This is a genomic window from Dermatophilaceae bacterium Sec6.4, from assembly GCA_039636865.1.
In the GTDB taxonomy this organism is placed as follows: Bacteria; Actinomycetota; Actinomycetes; order Actinomycetales; family Dermatophilaceae; genus Allobranchiibius.
Genome location: CP144173.1, coordinates 23,135 through 37,886, shown reverse-complemented (window position 1 = coordinate 37,886; position 14,752 = coordinate 23,135). Strand labels below are relative to the sequence as shown.

Below are 14,752 nucleotides of genomic sequence, written 5' to 3'. Positions count from 1 at the left end.
CCCGGTTTGTTATATCCCGCGGTCCGTGTCGCGGTCACGGCCTGGTTGCTCGTACCGGGTGACCCGCGCGACCGCAGCCGGTGCGTTGCGTGCGCCGCGGGCCAATGTTGCATCTATCCGCGCCGCTCGTTCTCGCGCGTCGCGCCCAGCAGCGCGCACATCGGCGGGCATCTCCTGTACCTGTGCTGTCTGTTCCCACCGCGAGGTGTTCGCATCGATACTCGCGCCCACCGCCGCCAGGGTGCGGGTCGCAGCGACCATCTCGTGGCGCGCCAGGTGCGCGTCTTGGATCGCTTTCGCGGTGCGTGACATTTGTTGCATCACTGCCATCCACCCCCGCGCGCAGTCGTTGCCGGTGGCGCGCAATGCCAGGTTCACGTGCCGTGCCGCGAGTTCGGCCTCACTGAGCCCGGCCCGCGCCACGACTGGGGCAGTGGTGCCCTGTCCCGGCAGCGATAACGCGACCCGGGTGAGGCTGTCCGCCGCCCGCCCCAGAGCAGGACCGTCCCGCCCTGGCGCGCGGGCCGCGAGCAAACTCATCGTGCCCGCCGCGTGCGCGGTCTCCCTCTTCCACGCCGCCCGGTCCGTGACATCAACCCCCGCCAGACGGTCATTCCAGTTCGACAACGCGACCGCCGCCGCCTGTAAATGAACGTTCGGGTCTTCCGCGACCGGTGGGGTCGGTAGCTCCCCACGCCATAACGCCAACGCGCCCTGCTTCGATGCATCGGTCTCGTTCGCCGTCCACGCCGGGCGCATCTTGCCCAACGTCAGGTCCGGGGCCAGTTTCTTACCGCCGTACCGCACCCGCTCATCAACCCCCGCCGGCCTCACCCCTTCCGGTATCGGCACCTGCACCGAATACCCCACCACCTGCTCGCGCCCACCAGCCGCCCACCGCGGCTCAATATCAACACCAGCCTCCAACACCGCGTACACGAATTCCTCCTCCGTCAACGCAGCCTGGACCGCGCCGCGAACGACACGCTGCAACAGCACCCGATCAGGATCAACCTGGGTAGACCCGGCCGCTTGCCGCTCACCCGCTCGGCGTGACTCGCCCCGCTCATACCCGGGCAACCCCACCGGCTCCCGGGCGTCCCGTTGGCGCTCATCAATAACCACCGCATCATGCAACGGCACCAGAAAATCGTGACGTGCCTCAATCTCACGCCGGACCCGCTGAGACTCCCTCTTCGAGAACGACGTGTTCGCCCACCCCCCGCCCTCGTTGACCAGATTCACCACCACGTGAATATGGTCATTCCCGTTTCCCGACGTGCCGTGATGAAACGCGACCCACGTACACCCCACCCCCGGCCCACCAGCAGTGAAACCCATCCCCTCCACAAACTCCGAAGCGACCATCTGCCACTGCGCATCCGTCAACGCCGGATCATCAGCGTGGATCGACATCGCCGCGTGGAACACGTGACCCGCAGCCGGCGGGGTCGACCCCACACCAGTCACTGCGCCCTGCGGGCCGCCACGGGGACCGGCCCCCGCCATCGCGAGCTCCTCGGCATATTTGGACCGCCACGACGCCTCCACGACCCGCCCCAACTGCGCCGCATCGGCCACGCTCAACGGCCCACCCCACTCCGCGAGCAACCCCGGCGAACCTGCCACCAGATGCGGATTGGTGTGCTCGTTGTGCGTGCCCTTCCCGAAGCCGTACCGCATCAACCCCGCCGCGTCCGTGCCCGTCTTCAACACCCGCACAATCACGAGCCCTCACCCCCGGGCAGGTCCTTCAACAATTCATTTAACCTCCCGATCTGACGCTCCAACAAGTCCACCGCACCCGCCAGCGCGCGCCCATCCACCTCACTTGTAGCATTCGCGACCCGCGCGATCTGATTGATGTTCGTCGCAGCACCCGCCAACAACCGGCGCACCCCGTACAACTCCAAATGCACCTGCTGCACCTTCGCCGCCGCGACCACATCCCCCGCCAGCATCGACCGCGCGTACAACCGCGGAACCGTCACCCCCTGCAACTGCGCCAACGCAGACACCCGCGCCCACTCACCATCAGTATGCGTGATCACCACCCGGTGAGCCCGCGGACCACCACCCGCGTTCGCCCGCCGATACCGGCGAAGAACCCGCGGCACCACGCCACCCTCACCGGCATCCCCATCGGGATCGTCCACACCGTCACCAGACACGTGGACCAACCCCTCCCGATACGCGCCCAACCCGCCACGTGCAGGCGCCAAAGAACCGCTTTCGTCTGCCCAGCATGACCCAAGATCCCGCCAGGCGCCAGCCCAAGGGACCATTTATTGCACATAAATCCACATCTTGCTCACGTCGGTTGAGTCTCATATGTTTTCCGTGGCTGTGTTGCGGTCCGGAAATACAGCCCAGACGAAGGGGTGGCCTTGAGGGCACGCCGGTTTGCGCAACGCCCCAGCGGTCACCCACATGGTGGTGACGTTGCCAAGCTGCTGGACAAGCGGGCACGGGCTCAGTCAGATCCTCGTCTCTCGGCGATAACCCGCTCCCGTCGAGGCGAATAACAGCCCGACGCGCCCTAGGGTGGTCACATGAGTGACATCACCGACCGTGCACAACAACTCCTCGCCGGACGCATCGACGCGATTCAAAAACTCAGCGAACGTCAAGCGGCCGCAATCGGCGCACGCGAGAGCGCAGACGCCGCCGAGCGCGATGCGGCTTCTGCATGGACCGAAGCAACACAAGCAGGGTGGACCGCAGCAGAACTACGCAAGCTCAGCCTCACTCAACCAGGCGCACGCCGAGGTGGACGACCCAAAGGTAGCCGCAACACAAAACGCTCCGAGCAACCAATCCCCGTCACGATGGATAACCCATCCAACGAGTGAGTCCTCGATTGTTGATGGACAGTCTCGGCCTAAACCCTGGCCGCAAAACCTCAGCCGGACACGCTCACCGAGTACGTTCTACATTCAGAGGGGCACGGTAGACCTGTCACGAATGTAGTGCGCCCAGCCCTACGGATGTCCTGGACTTGGCCCGTCCGCAGGATCCTCCATTTCCGAGTTGGCCGGTGCAACACTTGGGGATGGATTCCGCTGTCATCGCCGCCTGGATCGGAGCCGCAACCGCCATTACAGGCACGGTCGCCACCATTGTTGTCGGCGCCAAAACGTCATCACGGCAACAGGACTTCGAACAAGCGGTCCAAGCCGCGCAGCGCGACTTCGAGCGGCAGCAGGTTCGTTTCGCGGACCAACGCGACGCCTACCGGGATTTCTTGGTGCCAGCGGAGACGCTCATAGACGTGTTGGGGGATCAGTACATCAAGCCAGGCAAGATCAGCAAATTCGAGAAGGACGTGGAGATGAGGGTTCTTCTGGCGCCAGAAGAACCCCGAGAAGAGACAGTTAATCCTCTCCCTGTGTTGGCACCAGATAGTGAGGAAGCGGTAAGCCTTCGTCAGCTGATGGTTGAGACCCGGACGCAGCGCGTCAGGATCGCCCTGATGGGACCGCCCGAGGTGGCCCAAGCGGCCTTGAATTTTGAGCGCTCCGTTCGAACCGCTACTCGCGCCGTGCTCTCGCGCGAGCCTACGGAAGCCAGAGACTCCTTCATCGAGGCGGCGGGGGCGCATGAGGAATTCCTCGATAAAGCCAGGTTGACCCTCGGTGACAACTATCGAGGCGGCTCGTAGCGTCTCAACTTTCCGCGTGATGCCCTGGGTGCTGGCCGGGCGATCACGTCGCCATGTCGGCGGTGTTGTAGAACATGATCCGGCATTGGTAGTTGGTGTAGAACGGTACCCACGCCCTCAAAGAGATGCCCGCCTAATACGCGTGCAGCGAGCCGCGTAGGTTCCGACGCCGCCAGGCCCGATGAGCTCAGCAATCGCGAGCAAATTCCTAGGCATGCAGTGCGATCTCCTGGTCAGCTCGAGGAGCGTGCCTGGTTTCGTCGGCTCGTCGTGTCTCGAGTAACCGTGTCACCGTGACTGCGCCAGCCGGCGCCCCGAGTGTGTCTCCATCACACGGGATAATGACCGGAATCCCATGTAATAGGAGTTACAGTGTGTCGCATGTTCGACCCTGAAGACCCTGCTGCCGGTTACGCGTTGCTCTGGCCACGGCAACTCTTCGGTCGTGAGTTGAAAGCACTACTCGACGGGCGATACATCGATACTGAACTGGGACACAGAATGGTGCTGCTGTTTGAGGAAGCGTTCGTGGGCCCCCACCCGGCGGAAGACGCAGGGGAAGCGACACGTCGGTCACTCTTTGCTGGTCTCGGCACCCATCCTTCGTTCCCTGCGCGCGAGCTTGCAAAGCAAGTACTTAGAAAGTGGTCCTCCTTCCCGCAGTATTTCCGGAAGCAGTACTACCGCGAACGGAACTCAGGCTACGGCCCCCCTGAGGGCGCCCCCTCATCCCAGGATCAAGCCTGGGAGTGGACTCATCGAGAGCTGTCGGATGCGATCTCCATGTTCGATGGACAGGGTTACTTCGATCGCTACGGCGGCCACCGGTGTGATGACGATGCGACCCCAAACACCCATAACGACACGATGCACCGACTCATCGAGGATCACTCGGGGCTCGACGTCAGTTCGCCACATTGGTGGGCGGAAAACCGGGACAAAGATGACTTTCTCACCTTCATTGAAGTGATGCACGACCTCATCGCCCGACCCCGAAAGCGGAGTGACCACCAATCTGAAAAAGATGATGATCGTCATCACTACTCCGATTTCAACGAGCGTACGGGCCAAGCGGTGTACCGATGGAAGGTCAACGCGATCTTCTCTAAATACGAGATTAAGTTCCGGATAGCCGAAGAGGGCGAGGACCTTGGGCACGTCGTGAACGCCGTGCGTGATCCACGATCTGATCTCGAGCGCGAAGTACGGCATAACGTGCCCGACGGTGAGGAGAACCGCCAGCGGATCGAACACGCCATCTCTCTGTTTCGCCGCCGTAACGCGAGCACCGAGGAGAAGCGCAGTGCCTGCGTCACCCTGGCGAGTGTGCTGGAAAGCAGACGCCCCCTCCTAAGGTCTCGTCTGCACGAAAAGGACGAGGGTGCGCTCTTCGAGATCGCGAACAAATACCGAATCCGGCACCACCGAGCTGACCAGTACGGTGATTACGCCGAGGAGTTTCTGGACTGGATCTTCTGGAACTACTTGGCTGCCGTCGAGCTGAGCAACCGGCTGATGGCCCGCTCCCCCTCCATGGACCGCGACGATGCCTGAGGGCCTAGTCCCCTACAGCGAGACCGACGCGATCCGACTGCTCGATGATGTGCCACTGTCCGAGGCAGAAGCCGAGTACGTCGAGGCCGCCAGGGCAACGAACACGCTGCGCGGGTACCGCTCGGACTGGGCCGAATTCAGCGGCTGGTGCGCGATGCACGATGGCCGTGAATCGCTGCCGGCGGCGGCCTCGACGATTACCGGATACCTGTCTGATTTAGCCAAGGCTGGCGCGAAGGTAGGGACCCTGAGCCGGCGGCTGTCGGCGATTAAGTTCGTCCACCAGCTGCAGGATTTGCCCGACCCGACAGCTAACGCCCGCGTCGTGGCTGTCTGGGAAGGCATTCGCCGCACCCACGGCGCACCACCAGACCAATCCGCACCGCTCATGCCGCCGGACCTTTTCGACGTCCTGGCCGCCTGCACCACCGCTAAAACGTGGAAGACCAAAGGCCGCTGCCCCGAACCTGACCTGGCCGGATACCGCGACAAGGCCCTACTCCTCGTCGGATTTGTCGCTGCGCTGCGACGCAGTGAAATCGCAGCCCTTAAGTGTGTCGACATCAGCGACCACCCCAACGGGCTCGTCCTCACACTCCCCCGGTCAAAGAACAACCAAACCGGGGAACATACCGAGCTCGTAGTCCTGCCGCGCGCAGGTAACCCGGACCGGTGTCCCGTCACTATGCTGCAGCAATGGCTCCGGCTCGCTGACATCGCTAGCGGGCCTGTCTTTCAGGGAGTTACGAAAGCCAATAAACCCACCGGTCGACCTTTGAACCCTGAATCAGTCAACAGTCTCGTGCAACGTGCCATCTCCCGCGCCGGGATCGACCCGGAGCACTACAGCGCCCACTCCCTGCGTGCTGGCTTCATTACTTACGCCCACCTACGCGGAGCGACCGACCGAGCGATCGCCCACCAAACCCGTCACCGCTCGCTAGCCACCCTCGGGGGCTACGTCCGCATCCATAACGCCTGGACCGACAACGCCGCTACGGCTCTTGGGTTGTAATCGGACACATTTCTGTGTTTTACCCGGAAGCCTTGCGCACCGTCGAATCGTGAGCATATCCAGCGATCGCTGCCCAAATCCGCTCAGACATGCCTCGCCCCGCGTGCATGTCCAGTAGCCACCACCGGTCGATCACTCCAAAGGGAAGCGCATTTCTATGTTTCCCTCACTTTTCGTTCCGACCCCGCTGGGCGACCGGAACCCACCGTTGAGGCCGAGCAAGCACCTGAGCAGCGACGACGGCTGCAGCGGCCATTGGCTCCGAGTGGTCAAGTAACAATTTGGGGACTGGGTGAAGTTTTACGCCGAAAGGTGAGCTGATCATGCTGATTTCTTCCAAAAATATCTCTGCCGACGGCACCGAATATTCATTAACAAACTCGGCCGGACCCTGAATAATCAGCCGATGTGGTCCGACTACCGCGACGAGGGTGGCCAGAGCTTGGCCCAACGCCCGGCCTGCGTCCCTAAACACCTTGGTTGCCACCTGGTCTCCTTGATCGACAAGTGCAGACGCTCCCGCGAGGTCGACGACGTCCGGGTGCATCTGAGCAATTTTTCGAATGATCGCACCCGCGCTGGCCACTGTTTCGAGACACCCACTCGCATCGGTACCGCATCGACACGGAGACCCGGGTCGCTCCACGATGACATGGCCAATTTCACCACTTACGCCGTTGATGCCGTGTGCCATCTCGCGGTTGACGACATAGCCGCTGCCGACGCCTTCCCCGCTTCGACTCAAAAGGATGACCGCTACGTCTTGGTCGACGCCATCTGTCAGGTACTCATTCACGGCAAGGGCACTAGCGTCGTTGGATACAACAGTCGTTATCCCAATGCGTTTTTCTAGTTCTCCTTCAAGGTGCACTGGTGCTCGGTCCAATATTGGAACGGTCTGCTCAGTGAAATGCTCTAGATCAGGGGCGAAACGGACATCGCCCGTTCCTTCTTCTACAAGACCAGCCAAAGTGATTCCGAGTCCAACGATTTCCGATTTCTCTACCGGAAGGTCCTCAATCAGTCGCTGTACAAGAGTCGCAATACCCTCAAATACGTCGTTTGGTCTCGTTGACGCCCATGGAAAGAAGTCCTCTGCGACTACTTTTTTGAGTCCTAGATCGGTCACGATACCGTGGGCGCCGTCCGCGCTGAGGCTGACACCGACTAGCGGGCCGAGGTCGTGCTTCACTTGGAACCGGGGGGGTTCATCGTCCGAGGCTTGCGCTGGCGTCAGCCAGCCAACCTCGTGCAGCAACGAGATGGCGTGACCGACTGCGGAACGGGGAAGGTCGGTCAACGCGGCGAGCTCGTGCTGCGATCTGGGCTGAAGTGTGCCTTGCGAGCCATAGAGAGCCGTGAGCACGGTGCCCGTGAGGTTTTCTTCAATGCGGGAGGTGTCGTAACCCACCCAGGATTCATCTGTAACCACGGCCGTAACCCCGGCACCGGGCAAGACCGTAGACCTCATCTCCGCAACCAAGTCCTTCCGATCAGGAACCAGGTGGAGCTGTAGCTGTAGACCCAGAGCTTGGGCGTAACGTCGGAGCGTTGTAACCCGTGGATCCGTGCGGCCCTTCTCCAGGTCCGACACGGCGGACTGGGTCGTCCCCATCAGTTTGGCTACCGCGCTCTGAGTGGTTTCACCCCTCGCCTCGATCATCTCGATGAGCAGCCGGTCACGCTGGGCGGCCTCTTCGAACGCAGCTCTCTTTCCCGGATCCGACGCCAGTTCAGCCTGGATGACATCCAGGTAGTTGTCGGACTCGGAGGGCGCGGAGGACGCGTGCAGGTCAGCCATGTGCTCGACCATATCGGTTATTACCGATATGGGTCAAGGCTTAGCCGGGTTTGGCTACCACGTGCCCTTGTCGCCGAGCCTCGACCGGGCGGTATCGCACACGGCGTCGTAAACATCCGGGTCATCAGCAGCTACAAGGAGGACACCAACAGCATCAGGTCGATCCCGTCGATCGACGTAGAGGATCAGGGCTGTGAAGTAGATCGCACCGTCAACGTCATCAACAGGGACAGAGACAAAGGTCTCTCTCAGACGCATCGGGCCACGGACTGCCTCCGTCAGGACCCCCCCACCATTAGCAATGGCGTAGATCCGCTCGTCCACCCAGTCACCAGCCCGGGGATCACCCTTCTTGAGTATCTCGAGTTCTTGGCGCGCGTCAGGATGTACCTCGACGTGTGGCGACATGCCGTCTTCCTCCTCAGAATCTCGCGCGGCTCGATACCCTGAGCACACACCAGCCAACGTACCGCCAGTCGGCACATTTTTTGGTGCCCTGCGGCACCCGAGGGCCGTGGCGGCCCATGCTTCCCGGAAGGTAGGAACATGGAACTGATACGCCGGAAGTGGCCTCAGATTGTTGCATGTTTAATTACAGCTGTCGTAGTCGTCACTTTTGTCGTCTGGGCACTGCCTCTATGGTTGACGTTGCATCCCCATCTTGACGGGTACGAAAGGCACGAGGCTACTAACGCTGCTCGCACTGGTGTTGCAGCAGTACTAGTAGCGATTGGCGCGACCATCGGCCTGCTGTACACGGCTCAAACCTATCGACTGGCAGGAAAGGGGCAGATTGCCGACCGCTACACGAAGGCCGTGGAGCAGCTTGCCAATGAGAACGTAAGCGTCAAAATAGGTGGAATTCACGGGTTAGGACGCACTGTTCGCGATGCAGAGGACTATCGGCCAGTTGTAGCAAGCATCCTTGCTGCTTACATCCGCGACCGCTCGATCAAGTCGCAAGAAGGAGACGGGCCCTGCGTCCAATGTGCTCCACATACACAAAAGTCCGACGTCACAGAGGCCCTTGCAGTTTTGCTTTTATTAGCTAAAGAACATCCCACTATTAGGGCCTTAGATCTCCACGGCACTTGCTTGGCTGGAAGTGATATGATGCGAAAGGACCTTGTAGACGTTCAGTTAAATGATGCGTGCCTTGTAGGCACTAAACTCAGTGGCACCGATCTAAGAGGCGCTGACTTCGAAAATGCCGTTCTTAAAAATGCAGTCTTGCACGAAGCGCGCATCAATAAAGGAACATTGTCCGAGGATCAAAAAGATTCCCTAGCGAAGGGGACGATCACTTGGGAGTGATTGATGTCGGGAAGTTCCGCAGCGCTTGGTCAACGCTGCGGAACGTGAAACGGCCGGTGACATCCATCAGTCCGCAGCAGTCAGCGCCTTTCGGGATGCTCACAAACGTGCCGGGAAAGATCAGCACCGTGGCCTAGGTACCGTCTTCCTCCATGATCAGCACCGCCCACCGATCGCCCAGTGCGTTAGTTTTGGCCCGGTACTCCCGAATGTCTCCCCAGGGCCACGAGCCCTACATTTCAGACCACGTCACGCGCAAAGTTGAAGAGTCGGCAAAGTAGCCGCTGATCAACGTTCCTGCGCTTGCAAGCTCAGTGTGTTGAAGGGTAGATCTCGCTGGGTAGATCACGCTGATGGCGGTGTGGTCGTTGAGGCCGGCCGCGCCTGGGGATGTTCTCAGTCTGTGGCGTTTGCCGGCTCTTCGCACTTGAGGGTGGGGTCATAGGTTGAGGCCTCCGCCGATCAGGAGCATTCGGAGGCGGTAGTTGTTGCGGTTGGGGATGCCGCGGGCGACGCGGCGGTGCAGCTCGATGAGCCCGTTGACGGCTTCGGTGCCGCCGTTGCTGGCCCGGTTGGTGTCGAAGTAGGCCAGGAACGCTTCTTTCCACCGTTTCAGTGTTGTGCCGAGGCGTTTGATCTCGGGGATCGGGCACGTCGCGAAGCAGCCCAGAATCCGCTGAGCGGTAGCCCGCCCGGTGGGTAGGTCCTTGTTTTTGTACGCGTCGCGCACGAGTTGACTGGCTTGCCAGGCCAGGTAGACCTCCTCGTGGCGTTCATCGGCTGCAATAGCTCGATCCAGGCGTGCTCGTTGCCGGTCGGTGAGGCGTTCTTGCCCACATCGCAGGATCGTTTGGATGCCGTACAACGGGTCACCGCGGCGGCCTCGGTGACCGGTGGTTTCCTGCTGGACACGACGCCTGACTTCATCGACGGCTTGGGTTGCGAGCTTCACGATGTGGAACGGATCCACGACCGCGATCGCATCATCGAGATGGTCATCGATCGCGTTTTTGTACACGTGGAACGGGTCCAACGTGGCGACCTGGATACCGTCACGGAACGCTTCGCCGCGTGCGGTGAGCCACCCGGCGTACACGGCACCAGACCGGCCCGGGACCAGGTCCAACAACCGAGCGTTGGTGTGCCCCTTGATGTCTCGGGTCAGGTCGACCATCCCTGTGAAGAACTTAGGTCCATGTTTGCGTTCGGACACGTGGTGCCACACATGTTCATCGACCCCGAGCATGGTGACCCCCGCGAAGCGGGTTTCATCATCGACAGCAGCTTGTAACAGCGGGCGGATCGAGTCCCACACGGTGTGCCACGTGGTGCCCATTTGCCGCGCCAATCCGCTGATGCTGGCGTGTTCGCGCCGTAACTGCCCGATCGCCCACCAACAGGCCCGCTCGGTCAGCAACGCCCTCGGCACCGCCACCTGTTCGTTTTGCTCGGTGAACGACCCAACCGGGCACAACAACTCGGGGCAGACCCACCGCCGTTTGGACCAGATCACCGTCACCGGGACACCCGCCGACGGGATATCGACCAGGCGGACCGGCCGCCGGCCGTGACCGTGCGCGACGACACCGCACGTGGTGCAGCCCATCAACCCTGGCGGGGATTCCACCCGCACCGTGAGCGCCCCGCCAGCGCCACGCTCCACCCCGATCACCCGCAGCCCCGGCAGGCCGATCAGTAGGTCGCACCGGTCGCAGTAATCGTCCTCGTTCGGGCAGCACAACGTAGGGTCAGACATCGGTCGAGGTCCTTGACATCAGAAGAGGTAAGAGTCCTCTGATTTTCAGGGGCCTCGACCCCACACCACCCCACCACCGGCTACCGGCGTGTCTCCCTCACCCCACCCTCAAGTGCGAGGAGCCATCAATGCTCTGCCCACGCAACAACCGGGTACACCCCGCATGCGCGATCGCGGGTGCAACATCTGGCCGTGGCAATCGGAGCAGGGAACTGTCCGTGGATGAGATGATCGGCCCGATAGTTGGTAGCCCCTGATCCAGGGGACCATGTACGCCCTTGCAGCTCGGTAACTCGAGAAGGATTGACGATTTGAGCCAACATGCGTCGCGTGAGCAGGCAGATAGCGGATGGCCCACCTGGGGCAAAGCCGTCGAAGATGCGCTCACCTCGCAAAATATCTCGACCAACGCGGCGGCGGCTCGACTCGATGTTCGGAACGTAACATTGCGGAGGTGGCTTGACGGAAAATCACCACCAAGGCTTGCGCTACTGCCAGATTTCGCAGCCCTTACCGGACTCAGCCACGCATATCAGTTGTCCCTTGGCGGCGTACTACCAAAGTCGTTGCGCTCAGATGCACATACGATTCAGGTCGCGGCGGAGCTACGCAATGCGGTCGGCACTGTCGAGCAACTTCTATCGCGCGCTGCGGAGCTGGCATACGCTGACGCAGGTGCCCGGCTGGCTGGAATTCTCCTGGGGAATGCCAGCGGCCTCCAGATCACGCTCCGTCGTGCCTATCGCGGCGCACGCCATCCGATCCATCTGAGTACCTACGTAGGTGTCGATACTCAGAAACAGGACGATGTTGAGGATCTCCGTCAACTAGTGACCCAAATCGTTGGAGAATATGCTGGTGCTTTCGGGGCTAGCTGGCGCGAGCAGGATGCACATGACTGGAAACCACCACGCCCCCGACTAATCTTGAACGTTCCTCAACATGAGCGCCCCAGGGCGCCCATTGACATACCATTGACCGCCGCACCCAACTTCTTAATGCTTGGTTGCCCTTATTCGCACGCGGAGTACGTTGGAGCACTTATCGCCGAGTCGCTTGGGTATGGATATCACGACTTGCGTTATAGCGTCTCACCGCCACTCGATCGAGCACCTACTGATCCGTATGTGACCGAGGCGAGAATTCGATACACTAAGACTCTGTTGCGTGACGAACGACTAACAACTAAATATGTGTCCTCGATTACTGATCACCGTGTGATTCCAAACGTAATTGACGAACTTCGGGAGAGCGATATCGCATGTGTAATTTACATACGAAGCCAGGATCGTTTACTCGAACGTGGCGCCGAAGTTTGGGGTATAAAGCAGGACGAAATACGAGATCTTCGAGATGTGCTCGACCAACTTGTCGCAGAATCTCCATGGCCAGCGATTATTGTGTCTATGCCAGACGAATTACTCTCCGAGGATCCTGAAGGCCCGATTGTAAGCGACCGTATTGCTGATATTTCTGTCATGATAGCCGCTGATGTCTGGCGCGTCCTCACGACACATCGCCTTGTGCCCCGTGGAGACTCCGCACTCGGCACACTCAGGGGCTTTTTTGATGATCAAGGAAGATCAAAAAACTCTTCTGAGTTACGCGCCCCTCTAGTTAATAGCCGGTTGCGGATGCCACCAAGGGCTCATACCAGCGATTAATTAGCGTGCTAGTGATCTTTCAAGAATAAGTTTGGTAGCTGCCCCTGCAGCGTCTGCAGCCAGGAGTCCGATCATGCCCGCCGTGAAACTAAGGCTGGACCGGCGCAGGACAGGGAGGGTAACCGACTTCTCGGGGTTGAAGCGTCCTAGGGTGATGTGCGGGCGAAACTGGTCACCAATAAATTCGTAACCGAAATTCGCTAAATTATTGGCCTCTACCATGGATAGGTGAGAGTCAGGCTCACCGGTGTGGTAACACAGGGACGAAAGTCCAGAAATTATCTGCGCCTGGACGCTCACAAGGTGAGAAGTCTTTTCGTAAGAAACCTCTGAGTATCCATTTGCCGTTAAGGCGAAACCGGTCGCTCGACATGAAATTTCTCCAGACTCACGAAGAGTTCCCATAAGTGATTCGAGCCGGGCGGCGACATCTTCAGCATTCTGGACGTCAAACATATATAACGTCATGTGTGGTCGCAGAGTTCTACCGATTGTGAAAGAGCAGTCTTCAGCACTTATAGAATGTGCCGACTCAACCAAGTTCTTGGAAATGTCGGGTGAAGGCAGCAGAGCAACGTTAACACGCATTAGCCTGGTCTCATTTCTACTAGTTAATCAGATGCGCTCTGCGCCATGTCCATAACCTCGGGCAGGTCGGTTGTTACTCCGTCAACATCCAAACTATATAGCTGCCGCGCACGATCTAAATCGTTTACCGTCCAGGCTACAACTGTGCTCGTTACTTCACGCAGTTTTGCTAGCGAATCTGGGGTAACAAGCGAATGCCGGATGGACACACCCGTATCTTTAATCTCGCTCGAGATAGCGGCTGTCAGCTCCATAGTATTACGTATTGTTCGCCATGTCTCGAAGCCGCGTTCACGAAAAAATTTTAAATCTTCGATAACGTGCGTACTTACCAAAAAACGGCTAGGCTCCACCAGTGGAATAAGTCTCTCATTGAGTTGCTTTCTACGCCATGGAAGATCTTCTTTTAAATCAAGAACTATGCGATATGGAGCCGGTACGAGCACGACTGTTTGGAGAAGGGACAGATCCTGAAGGTACATTCGATAAAGACGGAAGTTTGGACCATCATTCTCTATCCATCCAGGCACTCTGAGCACAGGAAGGAAATGTGAAACTATCACGCCAGATCGATGAATTCGTACATCTACTTCAAATAGCTTTGCGCCCGCAGAAGCTAATTTCGCACATTCAGATAACCCTCTCGGCGTCCTGTGCGCTACGGCAAACATGTATTTTGCGCAACCCAGATCATGGGGTCGGCCACCTCCTTCGCAGTTGATAGGTCCAATCAGTATTTGACGTTCGACCATCAGCGCTCGATGTGAAGGCAGAGGTCACGGTGTGCTTACAAAGCATCATAAGCCTACGGGTTCATGACGGGATGTGGCGTAAACCCCTCGGCGAGTCAGCAGGTCCTAATGGTGGGGCGCTTCAGTCGACGCCTCGGCTCGAGGCGAGGTCTTTGTCGTGCAACTGTGCCGCATCGTCGAATAAAGGAGGCAAAACGGCCAGCCCAGCCTGACGAAACTCTCGCCCAGAGGACGATCGAAGACGCGTGAGGCCACCTGGTCATGAGAAGAAGCGACAGCAAGACACAACGTTGCAAGATCCGAGCGGATACGCGGATCTCGTGTCGTCGTTCTCGGCGCACCACATCAACGAAAAAACCTAGGTTATATGAGGATTTGACAGACTCATCGGTACCTCAGTAACAACCCAGACGTCGCCAGCCCGGCGATGCTCGGCGGCGTCCCACGACGGTTCACTCCAGCGACATTTGGTAGAGCGGGCAGCATCGTCGCTGACAGCAGCAATGCGAGCCTCACATGCGCAATGACTATTATATGTGAGGTACTGGTGATTCGGTAGGCACAGAAGCACAGGCAGCTGTAGATCTGGCGATCTTCCCGCCAGCCGGCAGCGACGATGGGATATGGCCAACTATTGAATTTCAAAA

At 59.4% G+C, this 14,752-nt stretch carries 12 protein-coding genes; 6 read left to right on the top strand and 6 right to left on the bottom strand.

Translation table 11 applies throughout. The features are described from left to right. Window positions 1-9: 9 nt before the first annotated feature. Both V3G39_17925 and mobC read right to left on the bottom strand, forming a co-directional pair. Window positions 10-1,728: a hypothetical protein gene (locus V3G39_17925; GenBank protein ID XAS78309.1), complete on the bottom strand. Its 1,719-nt coding sequence runs from the start codon at window positions 1,726-1,728 to the stop codon at window positions 10-12. Beyond that, window positions 1,725-2,156, bottom strand: a complete 432-nt coding sequence (gene mobC, locus V3G39_17920) for a plasmid mobilization relaxosome protein MobC (protein XAS78308.1) — start codon at window positions 2,154-2,156, stop codon at window positions 1,725-1,727. The genes V3G39_17925 and mobC overlap by 4 nt, the downstream gene beginning before the upstream one ends. 396 nt (window positions 2,157-2,552) lie before the next feature. Here mobC and V3G39_17915 point away from each other — a divergent pair, with 396 nt between their 5' ends. The 4 genes from V3G39_17915 to V3G39_17900 all read left to right on the top strand — a co-directional run bounded on the left by V3G39_17915 (window position 2,553) and on the right by V3G39_17900 (window position 6,230). Then, entirely contained in the window at window positions 2,553-2,852 is a 300-nt protein-coding gene (locus tag V3G39_17915; protein ID XAS78307.1) for a hypothetical protein, read from the top strand. A gap of 200 nt (window positions 2,853-3,052) precedes the next feature. Continuing rightward, on the top strand, window positions 3,053-3,661 hold the full coding sequence (locus V3G39_17910; GenBank protein ID XAS78306.1) for a hypothetical protein: 609 nt from the start codon (window positions 3,053-3,055) through the stop codon (window positions 3,659-3,661). Between the two features lie 381 nt (window positions 3,662-4,042). Continuing rightward, a complete protein-coding gene (locus tag V3G39_17905; protein XAS78305.1) occupies window positions 4,043-5,215 on the top strand; it encodes a hypothetical protein in 1,173 nt (390 codons plus the stop codon). A gap of 49 nt (window positions 5,216-5,264) precedes the next feature. After that, window positions 5,265-6,230, top strand: a complete 966-nt coding sequence (locus V3G39_17900; protein XAS78304.1) for a site-specific integrase — start codon at window positions 5,265-5,267, stop codon at window positions 6,228-6,230. Between the two features lie 166 nt (window positions 6,231-6,396). Here the strand turns inward: V3G39_17900 and V3G39_17895 are convergent, their stop codons facing one another. Together V3G39_17895 and V3G39_17890 are read right to left on the bottom strand one after the other, a co-directional pair. Continuing rightward, window positions 6,397-8,031: an ROK family protein gene (locus V3G39_17895; GenBank protein ID XAS78303.1), complete on the bottom strand. Its 1,635-nt coding sequence runs from the start codon at window positions 8,029-8,031 to the stop codon at window positions 6,397-6,399. Between the two features lie 54 nt (window positions 8,032-8,085). Continuing rightward, window positions 8,086-8,439: a hypothetical protein gene (locus tag V3G39_17890; protein ID XAS78302.1), complete on the bottom strand. Its 354-nt coding sequence runs from the start codon at window positions 8,437-8,439 to the stop codon at window positions 8,086-8,088. Between the two features lie 138 nt (window positions 8,440-8,577). On the opposite strand from V3G39_17890, the gene V3G39_17885 reads away from it, so the two are divergent. Continuing rightward, window positions 8,578-9,345, top strand: coding sequence for a pentapeptide repeat-containing protein (locus tag V3G39_17885; protein XAS78301.1), 768 nt, complete (start codon window positions 8,578-8,580; stop codon window positions 9,343-9,345). 439 nt (window positions 9,346-9,784) lie between these two features. Here V3G39_17885 and V3G39_17880 read toward each other — a convergent pair whose 3' ends face one another. Beyond that, the gene (locus tag V3G39_17880) at window positions 9,785-11,101 is read right to left on the bottom strand and encodes an ISL3 family transposase (GenBank protein XAS78300.1); all 1,317 of its coding nucleotides are present in this window, start codon (window positions 11,099-11,101) and stop codon (window positions 9,785-9,787) included. A gap of 311 nt (window positions 11,102-11,412) precedes the next feature. On the opposite strand from V3G39_17880, the gene V3G39_17875 reads away from it, so the two are divergent. Further along, window positions 11,413-12,765: a hypothetical protein gene (locus V3G39_17875; protein XAS78299.1), complete on the top strand. Its 1,353-nt coding sequence runs from the start codon at window positions 11,413-11,415 to the stop codon at window positions 12,763-12,765. A gap of 611 nt (window positions 12,766-13,376) precedes the next feature. Here V3G39_17875 and V3G39_17870 read toward each other — a convergent pair. Next, a complete protein-coding gene (locus V3G39_17870; protein ID XAS78298.1) occupies window positions 13,377-14,105 on the bottom strand; it encodes a hypothetical protein in 729 nt (242 codons plus the stop codon). Window positions 14,106-14,752: the final 647 nt, after the last annotated feature.